This is a genomic window from Paracoccus fistulariae, from assembly GCF_028553785.1.
Taxonomy (GTDB): Bacteria; Pseudomonadota; Alphaproteobacteria; order Rhodobacterales; family Rhodobacteraceae; genus Paracoccus; species Paracoccus fistulariae.
The window spans coordinates 534212-550091 of record NZ_CP067136.1; the positions used below are offsets into that span (position 1 = coordinate 534212).

Annotated in this window: 17 protein-coding genes and 1 tRNA gene; 13 read left to right on the forward strand and 5 right to left on the reverse strand. The window is 62.8% G+C overall.

Annotation, left to right across the window (positions count from 1 at the left end):
• Positions 1–7: 7 nt before the first annotated feature.
• Complete coding sequence (locus JHX87_RS02730; RefSeq protein ID WP_271886293.1) at positions 8–268, forward strand: acyl carrier protein; 261 nt, start codon at positions 8–10, stop codon at positions 266–268.
• Between the two features lie 62 nt (positions 269–330).
• Complete coding sequence (locus JHX87_RS02735; RefSeq protein ID WP_271886406.1) at positions 331–1539, forward strand: beta-ketoacyl-[acyl-carrier-protein] synthase family protein; 1209 nt, start codon at positions 331–333, stop codon at positions 1537–1539.
• 91 nt (positions 1540–1630) lie between these two features.
• On the opposite strand, the gene JHX87_RS02740 is transcribed toward JHX87_RS02735, so the two are convergent.
• Entirely contained in the window at positions 1631–2401 is a 771-nt protein-coding gene (locus tag JHX87_RS02740) for an invasion associated locus B family protein (protein WP_271886295.1), read from the reverse strand.
• 547 nt (positions 2402–2948) lie between these two features.
• Between JHX87_RS02740 and JHX87_RS02745 the strand changes: the two genes are divergently transcribed.
• The gene (locus tag JHX87_RS02745) at positions 2949–4514 is read left to right on the forward strand and encodes a helicase HerA-like domain-containing protein (protein WP_271886297.1); all 1566 of its coding nucleotides are present in this window, start codon (positions 2949–2951) and stop codon (positions 4512–4514) included.
• On the opposite strand, the gene JHX87_RS02750 is transcribed toward JHX87_RS02745, so the two are convergent.
• Positions 4477–4881 (reverse strand): DUF6477 family protein, encoded by a 405-nt coding sequence (locus JHX87_RS02750; protein WP_271886299.1) that lies wholly within the window; start codon positions 4879–4881, stop codon positions 4477–4479. The two genes, JHX87_RS02745 and JHX87_RS02750, sit on opposite strands and share 38 nt — an antisense overlap.
• 217 nt (positions 4882–5098) lie before the next feature.
• Here JHX87_RS02750 and JHX87_RS02755 point away from each other — a divergent pair, with 217 nt between their 5' ends.
• The 5 genes from JHX87_RS02755 (at position 5099) to JHX87_RS02775 (ending at position 9353) form a co-directional block, all read left to right on the forward strand.
• The gene (locus tag JHX87_RS02755; RefSeq protein ID WP_271886302.1) at positions 5099–6199 is read left to right on the forward strand and encodes a DUF6456 domain-containing protein; all 1101 of its coding nucleotides are present in this window, start codon (positions 5099–5101) and stop codon (positions 6197–6199) included.
• Between the two features lie 184 nt (positions 6200–6383).
• Positions 6384–7289, forward strand: coding sequence for a hydrogen peroxide-inducible genes activator (locus JHX87_RS02760; protein ID WP_271886407.1), 906 nt, complete (start codon positions 6384–6386; stop codon positions 7287–7289).
• An 86-nt stretch (positions 7290–7375) separates the two neighbouring features.
• Positions 7376–8119: a TerC family protein gene (locus JHX87_RS02765; RefSeq protein WP_271886304.1), complete on the forward strand. Its 744-nt coding sequence runs from the start codon at positions 7376–7378 to the stop codon at positions 8117–8119.
• A gap of 109 nt (positions 8120–8228) precedes the next feature.
• Positions 8229–9179, forward strand: a complete 951-nt coding sequence (gene lipA / locus JHX87_RS02770; RefSeq protein WP_271886306.1) for a lipoyl synthase — start codon at positions 8229–8231, stop codon at positions 9177–9179.
• Between the two features lie 90 nt (positions 9180–9269).
• Positions 9270–9353: transfer RNA gene (locus JHX87_RS02775), tRNA-Leu, on the forward strand.
• A 169-nt stretch (positions 9354–9522) separates the two neighbouring features.
• On the opposite strand, the gene JHX87_RS02780 is transcribed toward JHX87_RS02775, so the two are convergent.
• Genes JHX87_RS02780 through JHX87_RS02790 form a run of 3 tightly spaced genes read right to left on the reverse strand, consistent with a single transcriptional unit; the run spans position 9523 to position 10936 of the window.
• Positions 9523–9918, reverse strand: coding sequence for a carboxymuconolactone decarboxylase family protein (locus JHX87_RS02780; protein ID WP_271886308.1), 396 nt, complete (start codon positions 9916–9918; stop codon positions 9523–9525).
• 35 nt (positions 9919–9953) lie between these two features.
• A complete protein-coding gene (locus JHX87_RS02785) occupies positions 9954–10253 on the reverse strand; it encodes a DUF1330 domain-containing protein (RefSeq protein ID WP_271886310.1) in 300 nt (99 codons plus the stop codon).
• Positions 10250–10936, reverse strand: coding sequence for a GntR family transcriptional regulator (locus JHX87_RS02790; protein WP_271886312.1), 687 nt, complete (start codon positions 10934–10936; stop codon positions 10250–10252). Before JHX87_RS02790 ends, JHX87_RS02785 begins: the two co-directional genes overlap by 4 nt.
• A 105-nt stretch (positions 10937–11041) precedes the next feature.
• Here JHX87_RS02790 and JHX87_RS02795 point away from each other — a divergent pair, with 105 nt between their 5' ends.
• From JHX87_RS02795 to JHX87_RS02815, 5 genes are read left to right on the forward strand one after another with little or no spacing between them, the layout of a single operon-like run.
• A complete protein-coding gene (locus JHX87_RS02795; RefSeq protein ID WP_271886313.1) occupies positions 11042–11644 on the forward strand; it encodes an amino acid synthesis family protein in 603 nt (200 codons plus the stop codon).
• Positions 11616–12428 (forward strand): alpha/beta fold hydrolase, encoded by an 813-nt coding sequence (locus tag JHX87_RS02800; RefSeq protein ID WP_271886315.1) that lies wholly within the window; start codon positions 11616–11618, stop codon positions 12426–12428. Before JHX87_RS02795 ends, JHX87_RS02800 begins: the two co-directional genes overlap by 29 nt.
• Positions 12425–13342, forward strand: coding sequence for a flavin reductase (locus JHX87_RS02805; RefSeq protein WP_271886317.1), 918 nt, complete (start codon positions 12425–12427; stop codon positions 13340–13342). The genes JHX87_RS02800 and JHX87_RS02805 overlap by 4 nt, the downstream gene beginning before the upstream one ends.
• Positions 13343–13346: 4 nt before the next feature.
• Positions 13347–14384: an LLM class flavin-dependent oxidoreductase gene (locus JHX87_RS02810; protein ID WP_271886319.1), complete on the forward strand. Its 1038-nt coding sequence runs from the start codon at positions 13347–13349 to the stop codon at positions 14382–14384.
• A gap of 9 nt (positions 14385–14393) precedes the next feature.
• Entirely contained in the window at positions 14394–15860 is a 1467-nt protein-coding gene (locus JHX87_RS02815; protein ID WP_271886322.1) for an aldehyde dehydrogenase, read from the forward strand.
• Positions 15861–15880 lie beyond the last annotated feature (20 nt).

Sequence of the window (15880 nt, forward strand, 5' to 3'; positions counted from 1 at the left end):
GGGTAATATGACGGTCAGGACACGCATCAAGGAAATCATTGCCGAACAGGCCATGTTAGAGCCAGATCAGGTGACCGATGACGCCACCCCGCAGGATCTGGGCATCGACAGTCTGGGGCTGGTCGATTCCATTTTCGCCATCGAGGAAGAGTTCGACATCTCGATCCCGTTCAATGCGAACGAACCCGGCAAATCGGATTTCGACATCACGAATATGGGCACGATCATCTCTGCCGTCGAACGGCTGGTGGCCCAGAAAGCCGCATGAGTCCGAAGAAGTCAAAGACGTCACCGTCCGGAAAAGCTGCCTCGGTCACGACGCCTTCGGGCCTGCGTCGGGTGGTGATTACCGGCGCGGGCACGATCAACGCCCTGGGCCATGACGTCGCCACCACCTTCGAGGCATTTCGCGAGGGCCGCTGCGGGATCAGCCAGCTTGATTTCCGTGATGTCGACCGGCTGTCGATCCAGATCGGCGCCCAGGTCCATAACTGGCGGGCCGAGGATTACTTCAACCGCCAGCAGATCCTGCTTTACGACAAGTTCACGCAATTCACCCTTCTGGCGGCGAAACAGGCCGTGGCGCAGGCCGGGCTTGATTTTCAGGGCGCGCTTGGCCTGTCCTCGGGCGTCGTGCTGGGCACGGCGGCGGGCGGGCTGAATACCTGGGATGAGAATTATCGCACCGTTTATGAAGAGGGGAAGAACCGCGTCCACCCCTTCGTGGTGCCGAAGCTGATGAACAATGCGGCCGCCAGCCATGTCTCGATGGAATACGGGCTGCGGGGTCCGGCATTCACCGTGGCGACGGCCTGCGCCAGCAGCAATCACGCCATGGGGCTGGCCTTCCAGATGGTGCGGTCGGGCGCGACCAAGGTGATGCTCACTGGCGGGTCCGAGGCGATGCTGTGCTTTGGCGGCGTGAAGGCCTGGGAAGGGCTGCGCGTCATGTCCAAGGATGCCTGCCGCCCCTTCAGTGCCAATCGCAACGGCATGGTGCAGGGCGAGGGCGCCGGCGTCTTCGTCTTCGAGGATTACGAACATGCCCGCGCACGGGGTGCCAATATTCTGGCCGAGGTGGTGGGATTCGCCATGTCCTCGGACGCGCAGGATATCGTCATGCCCTCGGCTCAGGGGGCGGAACGCGCGATCCGCGCCGCCATGCAGGATGCGGGCCTGAACCCGGAACAGATCGACTATATCAACGCCCATGGCACCGGCACCGCCGCGAATGACAAGACGGAATGCGCCGCCGTGGCCCATGCCTTTGGCCATCACGCCGACAGGCTGATGATCTCATCCACCAAGGCCATGCATGGCCATATCATCGGCGGAACGGGAGCGGTCGAATTGCTGGCCTGCATCATGGCACTGCAGGACGGGATCATCGCGCCGACCATCGGCTATGAAGAACAGGACCCGGAATGCGCGCTGGACGTGGTGCCCAATGACGCCAGAGAGGCGAATGTGGACGCGGTCATGTCAAACGCCTTCGCCTTTGGCGGGTTGAACGCGGTGATCGCTCTGCGTCGTATATAAAGCGTTTCGGGTTGGCCGATAAGAAAGGACCGCGCGGTGATCGCGCGGTCTTTTTTGTCTTGATGTCGGCATGTCTGAGTGCCGGAGCAGATCAGTTCGCCGGGGCGGGTTCCGCATCGGCGGCCGGGGCCGGGGCCGCAGCATAGGTCTGCAATTCATCAAATGCGGCGGTGAAGCCTGCCAGCGACAGTTGCAGCTGAACCGGCTCATCGGTGTTCGCGCCAAAGGGGCGCAGCGAGACTTTGGCGACATTGCCGCGCTTCAGCGATGACAGCTCGCCCGCGGTAAAGCCGATCCGCGCGACACAGCCGACCGGCGCGCAGAAGCTGAACGGATAGGCGCGCGCCTGTGCGTTGTCGATGCCCAGACCAAGGCCCTGGATCAGATCGGTTTCCAGCGGGGCGATCAGCGTGGCACCGGCGGCGATCTCGCCGTTCTTCAGCGGGATCAGCGTGATTTCCGCGACCGAGTTGCCCTCATTGTCTTTCATCAGCTGATACAGTTCGCAGGGATCCTTGCCCTGACCGGCGCGGATGCAGCGGGTCGTCCAGTCGCCATTGGTCGATTTGGCGTAATATTGCCCGACCTGCGATTCCCCGGCGCTGGCGGCGGTGTCACCTGCCTCTGCGGGCGCCTCCGCCGCAGGAGCGGCCCCGGCCTCTGCTTCGGCGGGGGCGGCCTCGGTCGCGGTTTCAGCGGCTTGCGTCTCTGCCTCGGCGGCGGGCTGTTCGGCGGGTGCCTCGGCCTGCGCTTCGGCCGGGGCTTCTGCCGGGGCCTGTTCCGGCGTTGCATCCTGGGCGAATGCGGGGGCTGCAATCAGGGCGAGCGCCGCAATAAGCGCCTGCGAATGTTTGATTGGCATGGTTGTTTCTTCCCTTTGCTCAATGCGTTGAGGCGGCCTAGCACGTCCTGTCGGCTTTGTCAGGCGGCATTGGCAGCAACCGTCTTCACCTTGGCTTGACGTGTTTGACAGACGGCAGTGTTTCGCTGGTTTTCGGGATAATCAAGCGGCTCTGCGCAAAGCGTCGGCTTAATTTTCACGACATTCCATTTGTCTAAATTAATAAATGTGTATAAAAAGGGCCGCAGCAGTGCTGCGACCCTTCGTGACGCAATGAAGCGTCCTCTCCCTGCCGGACTGGCCGGTCTTCATTGCCGGCACGCTAATCGCGCTGTCGTGATCCGTCAACTGTTCAATTGGACAGTTGCGATCACATTCGCTGTGGTGATGGATTCCCCCGGGGAAAAAAGTCGCGCCCGAAGGCGCGACAGTCCAACAGGGAGGAAGGTCCGCCGGTCGCGATAGCGACCCTTGGACGATTCGAAGACTGACACAGATATGTTAACATTGTATTTTCATGCCGCACGCAGCAGGGTGCTGCACAGAAAAACGATGCAGGGGACAGGGCATGGCCAAGGTGCTTGATGATGCGGCGAACACGATTTTCGTCGGGGGCGGCGGTGCGGATTACGCGACGGCGCAGAACATGCTGCTGAAATATGCCAATCGTCACGGTCTGATTGCGGGCGCGACCGGGACCGGCAAGACGGTCACCCTGCAGACGCTGGCCGAAAGCCTGTCACTGGCCGGGGTGCCGGTCTTTCTGTCGGATGTGAAGGGCGATCTTGCCGGTCTGTCGCAGCCGGGCGGCGATAATCCGAAACTGGCCGAGCCGTTTCAGAGGCGCGCCGGGCAGATCGGCGTTGATCTGGATTATCAGGCCTTCCCGGTGACCTTCTGGGATGTCTGGGGCGAAAAGGGGCATCCCGTGCGCACCACCCCGGCCGAGATGGGGCCGCTGTTGCTGTCGCGCCTGCTGGAACTGACCGATGCGCAAGAGGGGGTGATGAACATCGCCTTCCGCGTCGCCGATGAAGAGGGGCTGGCGCTGCTGGATCTGAAGGATCTGCAATCCATGCTGGTCTGGGTCGGGCAGAATGCCGGGGATCTGTCGCTGAAATATGGCAATGTCAGCGCCGCCAGCGTGGGGGCGATCCAGCGTGCCCTGCTGGTTCTGGAAAATCAGGGCGGTAAGAACCTGTTCGGGGAACCGGCGCTGGAACTGGCGGATCTGATGCGCACGGACGGGTCGGGCCGGGGGATGATCAATATCCTGGCCTCGGACCGGCTGATGCAATCGCCGCGCCTTTACGCAACCTTCCTGTTATGGCTGCTGTCCGAACTGTTCGAACAATTGCCCGAAGTCGGCGATCCCGACCGCCCGCGCATGGCCTTCTTTTTCGATGAGGCGCATCTGCTGTTCGATGATGCACCCAAGGCCCTGGTCGATAAGGTCGAGCAGGTCGCGCGGCTGATCCGTTCGAAAGGGGTCAGCGTCTGGTTCATCAGCCAGAATCCGGCGGATATTCCCGAAGATATTCTAGGCCAGCTTGGCAATCGCGTGCAGCACGCCCTGCGCGCCTTTACCGCCAAGGATCAGAAGGCGTTGCGGATGGCGGCGGAAAACTATCGCCCGAACCCGGAATTCGACACGGCCGATGCGATCCAGCAGGTCGGCACGGGCGAGGCGGTGACCTCTCTTCTGGAAAACAAGGGGGTTCCGGGCGTGGTCCAGCGCACGTTGATCCGTCCGCCCTACAGCCGTCTGGGGCCGGTCACCGATGCCGAACGGGGCGCGGTGATGACGGCCTCGGCCATGGGCGCGAAATATCAGCAGGTGCTGGATCGCGAATCGGCAATGGAGATCCTGACGAAGCGGGCCGAGGATGCGGCGCGGCAAACGGCGCAGGCCGAGGAAAAGGCCAAGGCCGATGACGCGCTGTTCGACCTTAGCCGCGACGAATATAAAAGCGCCCGCCGTTACGAGCCGCGCAAGGAAGCCAAGCCAAAGCGCAGCAGCCGCAGCGACACGATCGTGGAAACCTTTGGCAAAAGCCTTGCCCGTCAGTTGGGAACCAAATCCGGGCAGGCTCTGGTCAGGGGTGTTCTGGGCTCGCTGTTCCGAGGGCGATAGCGCCGCTGGCGCGCAGGGCCGCGTTCTGCGCGCCCTGGCGCAGCCGTTCCACGCCGGTGACCGGGGCGGCCACGGCCGCACGCATTTCGGCCAGAATGGCGATCATCAGAAGAACATGGCGATTCATGTCGTAATCCGCCCGCCGTTCCAGCCGGGCGGCGTTCAGCATATCCTCTTCGGCCCGCAGGCGTTTCAGGCAGGCACCGGGCTGCGGACAGCGGTCGCTGCGCAGCAGACGCGGCAGATCGCGTTCGCGCCGCCAGCGCGACTGACCCTCGCGCGCGGCGCGGATCAGGATTCGGGGACGACGCAAACCGGCTTCGGCGATGCGAGGCTGGAACTGGATGATATTGGGCATGTAGCTCATCTGGGATATCTCCGTTCTGGGTTGTGAACACAGCTTCACACAACCCAAGCGGGTGTTGCCTGATATCGCCCAGCAGCGTGCGCCGCCCCAAGGAATCTTTAGGATTTGTTAGTGAATGTTGTCCCTATGTGAAGAAATTGTCCGGGAATTAACCGGAGTTAAGCAACCCAGGTGGCGGTCTTCCACTGGACTGCCCAAGGCTCACGAGGGAACACTTATGACGATACTGACCGGTGATTTCGCGACTGACAGCTGCCTCGCGGATCGCTGTGGCAAAACGCAGCAGCTGAATCGTGACCTGATGCCCGAAGATGCAAAGCTGTACCTGAGGCATGTCGAAGATGGCGAGTCGATCCGCGCCCTGGCCCGCGAGGCCGGGTGCCACCCCTCGACGATCCTGCGCCGCATTCGCCGCTTCGAGGCCCGTCGCGACGACCCGCTGGTTGACCGCGCGATCGCCCAGGCGCAGCGCAGCAAACCCGAATTCGATGACAGGCAGGGCATGCGCGTGCTGCGCCGTCTGGCCGAACCCTCGGCGATGATGGTGGTGGTCGAGGCCATGCCCAAGGCCATCATCACCCGAAACGATATCCGCACCGCCGTGCTGGAGCGGGAACTGGCCGAATCCATCGCGCTGAAAGGCTGGGTGATCCTTGTGCCGGGGACCTCCCGTTACCGGCGCTATGTCATCTCGACCGCGGGGCGGGCGGCGCTGCGCGATATGTTGCAGCCTTCCCATAAACGCGGGGCAATGCCGAATCCGGCGGATTTCAGCGATGCCGAACCCGTCGCGGATACCAACGGCTTCGCCGAACAGCATCGCGTCTGGCAGCATAAGGTGCTGAGCGACCCCGAGGATGGTCAGCGCCGCCGGATGCGCGTCAATATCGCCGAAAGCCCGCTGCTGCTGCTGGCGCGGCGCAAGAACAGCAAGGGTGAGGCTTTCCTGACCCCGGATATGGTCGCGGCGGGCGAACGTCTGCGCGAAGATTTCGAGCTGGCCCAGATGGGGGCGCGCGTGACCCAGAACTGGGACGGGTTCATGACGGCGGGCATCAGCACCAGCCGCCACGGCGACGGCTACGGCGGCGGATCCGAAAAGGCGCGCGACCGCGTTGCCGTGGCCTTGCGCGAGCTTGGCCCCGGCATGGGCGATATCGTGCTGCGCGTCTGCTGCTTCCTTGAGGGGATAGAGATGACCGAGCGGCGTCTGGGCTGGTCGGCGCGATCCGGCAAGATCGTGCTGCGCCTGGCCCTGATGCGGCTGGAGCGGCATTATCAGGACACTTATGGCAGCGGATCCCGGCTGATCGGATAGTGATCGGGCCAGTTCGGAACGACAGAGGCGCTTCGGCGCCTCTTTGTTTGCGTGCGTCCAGGGTATAAAGAATATACATTTGAATTTGTCGCCGAGCGTGGTTACAACGCGCTCAGCCTGGACATTCAGATTTATACGTATAAATTTTATTGTTATTATTTAGTAAAGACGATAATTAATGTTTATGAATATTACTTTGCGACAGCTTCGTTATTTCCTGGCCTTGGCCGAACAAAGACATTTCACCCGCGCCGCCGAGGTGATCCACGTCACCCAACCCGCCCTGTCCATGCAGATACGCGCGCTGGAAGAGAGCGTGGGCGTGAAACTGGTCGAGCGCACCACCTCGGGGGTTGTGCTGACGCCGCAGGGTCGTGCGCTGGAACATCACGCGCGTCAAGTCATGGCCGCCATGGCCGGGCTGGATCAGGGGCTGCGCCGTCCGGGGCAGGGCGGTCGGCTGATGCTGGGGATGATTCCCACCGTCGCACCCTATCTGCTGCCCGGCGCCTTGCCGGTGCTGCGCGCCAGCGATATCGGCCGCGATCTGCACCTGCGCGAGGCGCAGACCGAACGGCTGCTGGATGAACTGGCCGCGGGACGGCTGGACGCGGCTGTCATCGCCTCGCCCCCTGACAGCAATGACCTCATCGCAGCGCCGCTGTTTCGCGATCGCTTCCTGCTGGCGGGCAGCGAATCCCGAATTGATCAGCTGCGCGATCGCGCCTTGCAGCCCGATGATCTGGATCCGGGCACGCTGCTGTTGCTGGATGAAGGGCATTGCCTGGGCGATCAGGCGCTGGAGGTCTGCGGACTGAACCGGCGCAGCAGCAGGCTGGATCTGGGCGCGGCCTCGCTGTCCACGCTGTGCCGACTTGCGGCGCAAGGCATGGGGCTGACCTTCCTGCCCGAGATCGCCATGCGCCAGGAAACCGCCGCCGCCCCCGGTCTGACCGCCATCCGCTTTCCCAATCCGCAACCGGCCCGAGAAGTTTTGCTGGTTCGTCGTGCCTCGACCGAAACCAGTGGCTGGTTTGATGAGTTGGTCGAGGTGCTGCGCCGCACGGGACGCGAACTGATCAAGGGCTGAAGGCCCCGGTGTCCTGTTCCGGCGTGATTGCGCATCACCGACCGGATCACATATGGCTGTGATCACCTCAACGTGGACAAGGACGAATGGACAATATTCTTGCGCTGATGAACGACCCGGCCGCCTGGGTCGCTCTGGCAACTCTGGTGGTGATGGAGGTCGTGCTGGGCATCGACAACCTGATCTTCATCTCGATTCTGACCAACAAGCTGCCCGAACATCAGCGAGAACGCGCCCGCCGTATCGGCATCGGCCTGGCCCTGATCATGCGGCTTGCGCTGCTGGCCACGGTGGCCTGGATCGTACAGCTGACAGAGCCTGTCTTTACCGTCATGGGCAACGAATTCTCGTGGAAGGATATCATCCTGATCGCGGGCGGGCTGTTCCTTGTCTGGAAGGCGACCAAGGAAATTCACCACCATGTCGATCCCGACGATCACGAGGACACGATGGTGGGCGCAGCGACGACGACCTTCGCGGGCACGATTGCGCAGATCCTGGTGCTGGATCTGGTCTTTTCCATCGACAGCATCATCACTGCCGTCGGCATGACACCGCATGTCGAGATCATGGTCGTGGCCGTGGTCGCGGCGGTGACCGTGATGCTTGTGGCCGCAACGCCGCTGGCGAATTTCATCGAAAAGAACCCCACCATCGTGATGCTGGCTTTGTCCTTCCTGCTGCTGATCGGCACGACGCTGATCGCGGAAGGCTTTGGCGTGCATGTGCCCAAAGGATATATCTATGCTGCGATGGCCTTCTCGGCGCTGGTCGAGGCGCTGAACATGTGGGCGCGCAACTCTCGTCAGCGCAAGAAGGGGCAGGAATAGCCCTGCACCGGGCGGCGCGCTGCCATGCGTGGCGCGCCGCCCGGAGCGCGTTGCCTTAACGTCAGATATTGTTTAGGTTTGCCTGAACCGCGACCGAAAGGAAGTCACCTTGCGCGATCTTCGGATTCCAGACCAGAGACACCCGGAAAAGGCCCATCGTCCGGATCAGGAACAGCCCAAGAAGCCGTCCTGGATTCGCGTCAAGGCGCCGACCTCCGAAGGCTATAAAAGAACCCGCGACATCATGCGCGAAAACCGCCTGTCGACGGTCTGCGAAGAGGCGGGCTGCCCGAATGTGGGTGAATGCTGGTCGCAGGGCCATGCGACGATGATGATCATGGGGGAAATCTGCACCCGTGGCTGTACCTTCTGCAATGTCGCCACCGGCCGCCCGGATGCGCTGGATGTGTTCGAACCGGGCCGCGTTGCCCATGCGGTGCAGAAACTGGACCTGAAACATGTCGTCATCACCTCGGTCGACCGTGACGATCTGGACGATGGCGGGGCCGAACATTTCGCTCAGACGATCCGCGCGATTCGCCACCGCTCGCCCGCATCGACCATCGAAGTGCTGACGCCCGATTTCCTGAAATCCAAGCCCGGCGCGCTGGAAGTGGTGGTCGAGGCCCGTCCCGATGTCTTCAACCACAACCTTGAAACCATCCCCGGTCTTTATCCGACGGTCCGGCCCGGCGCGCGCTATTTCCACAGCCTGCGCCTGCTGCAGAAGGTCAAGGAACTGGACCCGACCATGTTCACCAAATCCGGCATCATGGTCGGCCTGGGTGAGGATCGCCAAAGCGTGCTGCAGGTCATGGATGACATGCGCGCCGCCGATATCGATTTCATGACCATCGGCCAATATCTGCAACCCACGCCCAAGCATCATGCGGTTGACCGGTTCGTCACCCCGGAAGAGTTCGCCAGCTACGAAAAAGCCGCGTTTGGCAAGGGTTTCCTGATGGTTTCGGCGACGCCGCTGACCCGCTCGTCCTATCACGCAGGCGACGATTTCGCGCGACTGCGCGATGCGCGCATGGCCAAGCTGGGGCGCGCCTAGAAGCGCGCGGGACGGCTGATCGCGAATTTCCGGCAGGGGCGATAACAGAGCTTGCCCAAGCCGGAATTCCCCGATATGCCATCCGACGTTGCCCGAGTGGCGGAATGGTAGACGCAGCGGATTCAAAATCCGCCGCCGCAAGGCATGCCGGTTCGAGTCCGGCCTCGGGTACCAGCCTTCAGAATGAATGATCTGACAGGGATCGGCCTTTGTGCCGGTCTTTCGGCGCCACAGGCGAATCGATTCGCCCTGCGCGACCGGATATTTATGTTCGGTTTTTCAGCGGCTTCCCCGCCGATTCGGGCAGGATCGGATCAGCACCGGCGCCAAACGCCGCCTTGCGCTACTTAGAAGCGGTCTCGGCCTCTTGCAGCACCTTGCGGGCGGCGCGGAAACATTCAAGCGCCTGCGGGACACCGCAATAGATCGCAACGACATGGATGATCGCGCGGATCTCTTCCTGGCTGACACCATTCCGGATCGCGCCCCGGCAATGCAATTCCCATTCCTGCATCTTGCCAAGCGCGCCGATCATGGCGAGGTTCATCATCGACCGCGTTTTGGGGTCGATCACATCATCGCCCCAGCCAAAGCCCCAACACCAGGCGGTCATCGCCTCCTGAAAGGGGCGGCTGAAATCATCGGCGGCGGCAAGGTTGCCTTCGACATATTCCGCCCCAAGGGTTGCCTTGCGCTGTTCCAGCCCTTTCAGGAAAAGATCTTCGTCGAAAATGCTCATATGCTGGCTCTTTGATGATTGGTCGGGTGTAGGGGTTACCGGATGCCTTCGACGATGAAGACCTCGGCCCGGCAGGCGTTCTGACGGTGTTCGCGGGCCGCGCGATATTCCTCTGACTCGTAGCAGGCATATGCATCGGCCAGGCTGTCAAACTCGATCACCACATGCCGTTCCCAGATGCTGCCCTCGCAGATCCGTGTCTCGCCGCCGCGCGCCAGAAAGCGGCAGTTGTATTTCGCGAAGGCCTGCGGCGCCAGCGACTGATACCCGGCATAAGCCGCGGGGTCGGTGATCGTGACGCGGGCGATCCAATAGGCCTTGGGCTGCGTCGTCATGTCGGGGTGCCTTCCTGCGCCAACAGCTTCTTGGCAACGGCGGTCGCATCGGTCAGATGGTTTTCCACGGCGCGAAAGGCTGCGCGTGGATCGCGGGCAATGATCGCCTCGCAGATCATGCGCATATGGGCGGGGCCCGAAATCTCGCGGTCGTTGCAGGTCAGGGTCATGATCCGCAGCCGCGAGATACGACCGTTCAGACGCTGCACGACCTCCCAGGCGATGTCATGGCCGGCACCTTCGAAGATGACGCCGTAAAATCGGGTCGATGCCTTGAACAGCGCGCCCGGTTCGCGCGCCTTGCTGGCGGATTCCAGATCGGCAAGGGCGGCGCGCAGGCGGCGTTCCAGATCGGTTGTCATATTCGCGGCACAGGCCATCGCCGCATCGGTTTCAAGCTTGCGGCGTATATCATAGATCTGTCGCGCCTCGGCCCATGTCATCCGCGCGACAATGGGCCCACGATGCGGCACATGCTCCACCAGCCCCTCGGCGTCCAGATAGCGCAGGGTTTCGCGTACCACGGTCCGGCTGACGCCCAGCTGTTCACACAGCACGCGTTCGACCAGCCGGTCCCCCGGCTTGAAGATACCATCGATGATCGCATCACGCAGTCGGTCCAGCACGACATCTCTCAATGTCGCGGGCTGCTGATCTATCCTGCTGAGTCCGGCTTGTTCCATGGCGTTTGATTATCAGGGCGGCCCCGCCGCAGCAAGATTGATTGTAGGATTGTATTACGGTACACCATAATCCCATAAGACGAATCATCCGAGAGGGGGGGCGGAATGCCGGCTGAAATCCGCAAGACATTGCTGCATGTCGAAGAGACATTGATCGAGGGCGGGAAGGCCGCGCCGGTGCCGCTGAAGATGATCGCGGCCGTCGCCGTGATCAAAAATCCCTGGGCCGGTCAGGGCTTTGTCGAGGATCTGCGCCCGGCCATCCTGGATTGCGCCCCCGGCCTTGGCGCCCTGCTGACAGAGATGATCCTGAAGGCTGCAGGCGGCGGTGAGCATGTCGAGGGTTACGGGAAATCGGCCATCGTCGGGACGGATGGCGAGGTCGAGCATGCCTCGGCGCTGATCCACACGCTGCGTTTCGGCAATCATTACCGCGAGGCTGTCGGCGCCAGATCGTATCTGGCCTTCTGCAACACGCGCGGCCCGGCCAATGCGCCCCTGCTGATCCCTCTGATGGACAAGAACGATGCCGGCAGGCGCAGCCATTACCTGACGATCCAGCTCTCGGTGGCCGATGCGCCCGCAGCGGATGAGATCGTGATCGCGCTTGGCGCCTCGATCGGCGGGCGGCCGCATCACCGCATCGGCGACCGTTACCAGGATCTGAAAGAGCTTGGCCATGACGTTGAAAACCCTGCCGCTGTCTGATCCCTATGGCTCGGTCGCCTATCGGGCGGCGGGTCAGGGTGAGCCGGTCGTGCTGATCCACGGCGTCGGCATGCAATCCGCCGCATGGGGCCCCCAGATCAAGGCGCTGTCGCAGACCCACCGGGTGATTGCGCTGGATATGCCCGGCCATGGCGGCAGCAGCGCCCTGCCACAGGGCAGCACGCTGACCGATTACGTCGCCTGGCTTCATGCGGTGTTGGTTGCGGCTGATGTGGACAGGGTCAGTCTGGCAGGGCATTCCATGGGGGCGCTGATCGCGGGTGGCTTCGCGGCCAGCCATCCCGGGATGGTCAGCCGTGTGGCGCTGCTGAATGGCGTCTTTCGCCGCGACGCCCCGATGCGCGCAGCCGTCGAGGCGCGGGCAGCCGCGATCCGCGCGGGGCGGCTTGATACCGAAACGCCCTTGCAGCGCTGGTTTGGCGACAGCGATCTTGAGGCATCGGCACGCAGGCAGGTCGCCCAATGGCTGAACGCCGTGGACCCGGTCGGCTATGCGACGGCCTATACTGCCTTTGCCGGTGGCGACTCGACCTATGCCGAACGTTTCGGCGCCATTTCCTGCCCCTTGCTGGCGATCACCGGCGACAACGATCCCAATTCTACCCCGGCCATGGCCCGCGCCATGGCCGACGCCGCACCGCAGGGCAGGGCCGTCATCGTCGAAGGGCACCGGCACATGGTCAACCTGACCGCGCCGGAGCTGATCAATGCCGAACTGCGCCGCTGGCTGGAAACCGATTGCACCCTGGAGGAGACGTCATGACGCAACACGACCCGCGCGCCCTGCGCAACGCTTTTGGCACCTTCATGACAGGTGTCACCGTCGTGACTGGCAAGACCGCCGATGGCACGCCGATCGGATTTACCGCCAATTCCTTCACCTCGGTGTCGCTTGATCCGCCGCTTGTGTTGGTCTGCCTTGCCAACAGATCCAGCAATTTCGACCATTTCGCGGCGGCCGGGGGCTTTGCGGTGAATGTCCTGTCAGAGGAACAGAAAGACATTTCCAACACCTTCGCACGCCCGGTCGAGGATCGTTTCGCAGCCGTTGACTGGCGCGACGGGCCGCATGGCGCGCCGGTGATCGAGGGGGTGTCGGCCTGGTTCGATTGTTCGATGCACGATACCGTCAACGCTGGCGATCATCTCATCCTGATCGGTCGGGTCGAGGCGTTCGATACCAGCCCGGCGCCCGGTCTTGGCTATGCGCGCGGCGCCTATGTCACGCCTGCGTTGGAGAAGGCGGCGCTGGAACAGGGCGTGGATGTGGTTCTGGCCGCCCTGATCCGGCGCGAGCACAAGGTGCTTTTGGTCGAGGGCCGCGATGGTGCCCTGACCCTGCCCGAGGCGCGCGTCGGCAAGGTCGGCGTCTCGGGCACCCTGGCCGCGCTGCTGGAACGCACAGGCCTGAGCGCCGAGCCGGGCTTCATCTATTCGGTTTACGACGATGCCATTCGCGGATGTCAGCAGATCACCTTCCAATGCGCCGCCGAACAGGGCGCGCCGGGCATGGGCGCATTCACCGAACTTGACCCGGCAATGCTCGGCCGCGTCGCCGATCCCGCGATGCGGCAGATGCTGACGCGCTTTGCCGAGGAAACGCGGATCGGAAATTTCGGCATCTATTACGGAAATCAGGACAGCGGCCAGGTTCGCAGGGTTTCGGCAGGGGGCTGATGGCATGAAATTCTCACTCTTCGCGCATATGGAGCGGATCTCGGCCGAACAGGATCAGCGGCGGATCTATGACGAATTTCTGGCGCTGTGCCGGATTGCCGACGAAGGCGGCATGCATGCCATCTGGACAGGTGAACATCACGGCATGAATTTCACCATCGCTCCGAATCCGCTGATCAGCCTTGTCGATATTGCCCGACAGACAAGAAATCTGCGGCTTGGCACCGGCACCGTGATCGCGCCCTTCTGGCATCCGATCCGTCTGGCGGGCGAAGCTGCGATGGTCGACATCATCACCGATGGTCGGCTTGAACTAGGCATCGCGCGCGGGGCCTATAATTTCGAATATGAGCGGCTGCTGCCGGGCCTTGACGCCTGGGGCGCGGGCCAGCGCATGCGCGAGCTGATCCCGGCGGTAAAGGCGCTGTGGAAGGGCGATTATACCCATGAGGGCGAATTTTATACCTTCCCCAAGACCACCTCGGCCCCGCAGCCCGTGCAACCGGGCGGCCCGCCGATCTGGGTCGCGGCGCGCGATCCCAACAGCCATGAATTTGCCGTCTCGCAAGGGTGCAATGTGCAGGTCACGCCACTGTGGAAGGGCGAAGAGGAAATCGCCTTCCTCATGGAGACGTTCAAGGCCGCCTGCCAGAAATATCCAGACCAGCCCCGTCCCAGGATCATGCTGTTGCAGCACACCTATGTCGCGGACAGCCCGGCGGATGTGAAGGTCGCCGCGCAAGAGCTGAACCGCTTCTACTGCTATTTCGGCGCGTGGTTCATGAACAAGCGCGAGATCGAACAGGGCCTGATCGCGCCGCTGAGCGATGCGGAAATCGCCGCCCATCCCTTCTATTCGCCCGAGGCGATGGAGCGCGATCTGGTCATTGGCGAGCCGCAGGACGTGATCCGCCGGCTGAAGCATTACGAGGCGCTTGGCTATGACGAATATGCCTTCTGGATCGATTCCAGCATGACATTCGCGCGCAAGAAAGCCTCGCTTCAACGCTTCATCGCCGAGGTCATGCCCGCCTTTCAGTAAGAGGTCACAATGCAGCGCTTTCAGCACTATATCGACGGCGAATTCTTGGACGGATCGGCGCAGTTCGAAAGCCTCGATCCGGCGACCGGTCAGCCCTGGGCGCTGATGCCAGAGGCGCGGCGCGACGATGTGAACCGCGCGGTCGATGCCGCCGCGCGGGCGTTCAATGCGCCCGAATGGGCCGACATGACGGCCAGCCAGCGCGGCAGGCTGCTGATGCGGCTGGCCGATCTGCTGGCCGAAAACGCGCCGCGACTGGCGGCGCTGGAAACCCGCGATACCGGCAAGATCATCCGCGAAACCAGCGCGCAGATCGCCTATGTCGCGGAATATTACCGTTACTATGCAGGTCTTGCCGACAAGATCGAAGGCGCGCATCTGCCCATCGACAAGCCCGATATGGAGGTCTGGCTGCGGCGCGAACCGATTGGCGTGGTGGCGGCCATCGTGCCCTGGAATTCGCAGCTGTTCCTGTCGGCGGTCAAAATCGGCCCGGCCCTTGCCGCGGGCTGCACCGTGGTGCTGAAAGCCTCGGAAGAGGCGCCGGCGCCGCTGCTGGAATTCGCGCGGATCTTTGATCAGGCGGGCTTCCCCAAAGGCGTGCTGAACGTGATCACCGGCTTTGGTGCGGAATGCGGCGCGGTGCTGACAAGCCATCCCAAGGTGGCCCATGTCGCCTTCACCGGCGGTCCGGACACGGCGCGGCATATCCTGCGCAACTCGGCCGAAAATCTGGCCTCGACCTCGCTGGAACTTGGCGGCAAATCGCCCTTCATCGTCTTTGGCGATGCGGATATCGACAGCGCCGTGAATGCGCAGGTGTCGGGCATCTTCGCGGCGACCGGGCAAAGCTGCGTGGCCGGGTCGCGTCTGATCGTCCAGAATTCGATCAGGGATGCCTTTCTGGATGCGCTGCGCCGCAAGGCCGAAAGCGCGGTGATCGGACCCCCGGACGAGATGGCGACCGAGATCGGACCGCTCTGCACCCTGCGTCAGCGCGAGCATGCCATCGGGTTGATCGAACGTTCCGTTGAACAGGGCGCGCGGCTGATCACCGGCGGGCGGGCGCTGGATCGCGAGGGCTTCTATTTCCCGCCCACGATCCTTGATTGTTCGGCGACGCCCGATGCGCCCTGCGTCACGCAGGAATTCTTTGGCCCGGTGCTGTCGGTCGTCGGCTTCGATACCGAAGACGAAGCGGTCGGGATCGCCAATGCGACGGAATTCGGTCTGGCGTCTGGGGTCTTTACCCGCGACCTGGCCCGCGCGCATCGCCTGATCCGCCGTATCCGGGCGGGGATCGTCTGGGTCAACACCTATCGCGCCGTCAGCCCGATCGCGCCTTTCGGGGGCTATGGATTATCCGGACATGGCCGCGAAGGGGGGATCGCGGCGGCGCTGGATTACACGACGGTCAAGGCCGTCTGGCTCAGGACAAGCGAGGATCCGATCCCGGATCCATTCGTCATGCGCTGAGCGGGAATGAACGTCAGGGA

Bases quoted from the DNA above. Each gene is read 5' to 3' on its own strand.
- JHX87_RS02730 (WP_271886293.1), top strand. From the start codon at position 8: ATGACGGTCAGGACACGCATCAAGGAAATCATTGCCGAACAGGCCATG.
- JHX87_RS02740 (WP_271886295.1), bottom strand. From the start codon at position 2,401: ATGCCAATCAAACATTCGCAGGCGCTTATTGCGGCGCTCGCCCTGATT.
- JHX87_RS02745 (WP_271886297.1), top strand. From the start codon at position 2,949: ATGGCCAAGGTGCTTGATGATGCGGCGAACACGATTTTCGTCGGGGGC.
- JHX87_RS02750 (WP_271886299.1), bottom strand. From the start codon at position 4,881: ATGAGCTACATGCCCAATATCATCCAGTTCCAGCCTCGCATCGCCGAA.
- JHX87_RS02755 (WP_271886302.1), top strand. From the start codon at position 5,099: ATGACGATACTGACCGGTGATTTCGCGACTGACAGCTGCCTCGCGGAT.
- JHX87_RS02760 (WP_271886407.1), top strand. From the start codon at position 6,384: ATGAATATTACTTTGCGACAGCTTCGTTATTTCCTGGCCTTGGCCGAA.
- JHX87_RS02765 (WP_271886304.1), top strand. From the start codon at position 7,376: ATGGACAATATTCTTGCGCTGATGAACGACCCGGCCGCCTGGGTCGCT.
- JHX87_RS02780 (WP_271886308.1), bottom strand. From the start codon at position 9,918: ATGAGCATTTTCGACGAAGATCTTTTCCTGAAAGGGCTGGAACAGCGC.
- JHX87_RS02785 (WP_271886310.1), bottom strand. From the start codon at position 10,253: ATGACGACGCAGCCCAAGGCCTATTGGATCGCCCGCGTCACGATCACC.
- JHX87_RS02790 (WP_271886312.1), bottom strand. From the start codon at position 10,936: ATGGAACAAGCCGGACTCAGCAGGATAGATCAGCAGCCCGCGACATTG.
- JHX87_RS02795 (WP_271886313.1), top strand. From the start codon at position 11,042: ATGCCGGCTGAAATCCGCAAGACATTGCTGCATGTCGAAGAGACATTG.
- JHX87_RS02800 (WP_271886315.1), top strand. From the start codon at position 11,616: ATGACGTTGAAAACCCTGCCGCTGTCTGATCCCTATGGCTCGGTCGCC.
- JHX87_RS02805 (WP_271886317.1), top strand. From the start codon at position 12,425: ATGACGCAACACGACCCGCGCGCCCTGCGCAACGCTTTTGGCACCTTC.
- JHX87_RS02810 (WP_271886319.1), top strand. From the start codon at position 13,347: ATGAAATTCTCACTCTTCGCGCATATGGAGCGGATCTCGGCCGAACAG.
- JHX87_RS02815 (WP_271886322.1), top strand. From the start codon at position 14,394: ATGCAGCGCTTTCAGCACTATATCGACGGCGAATTCTTGGACGGATCG.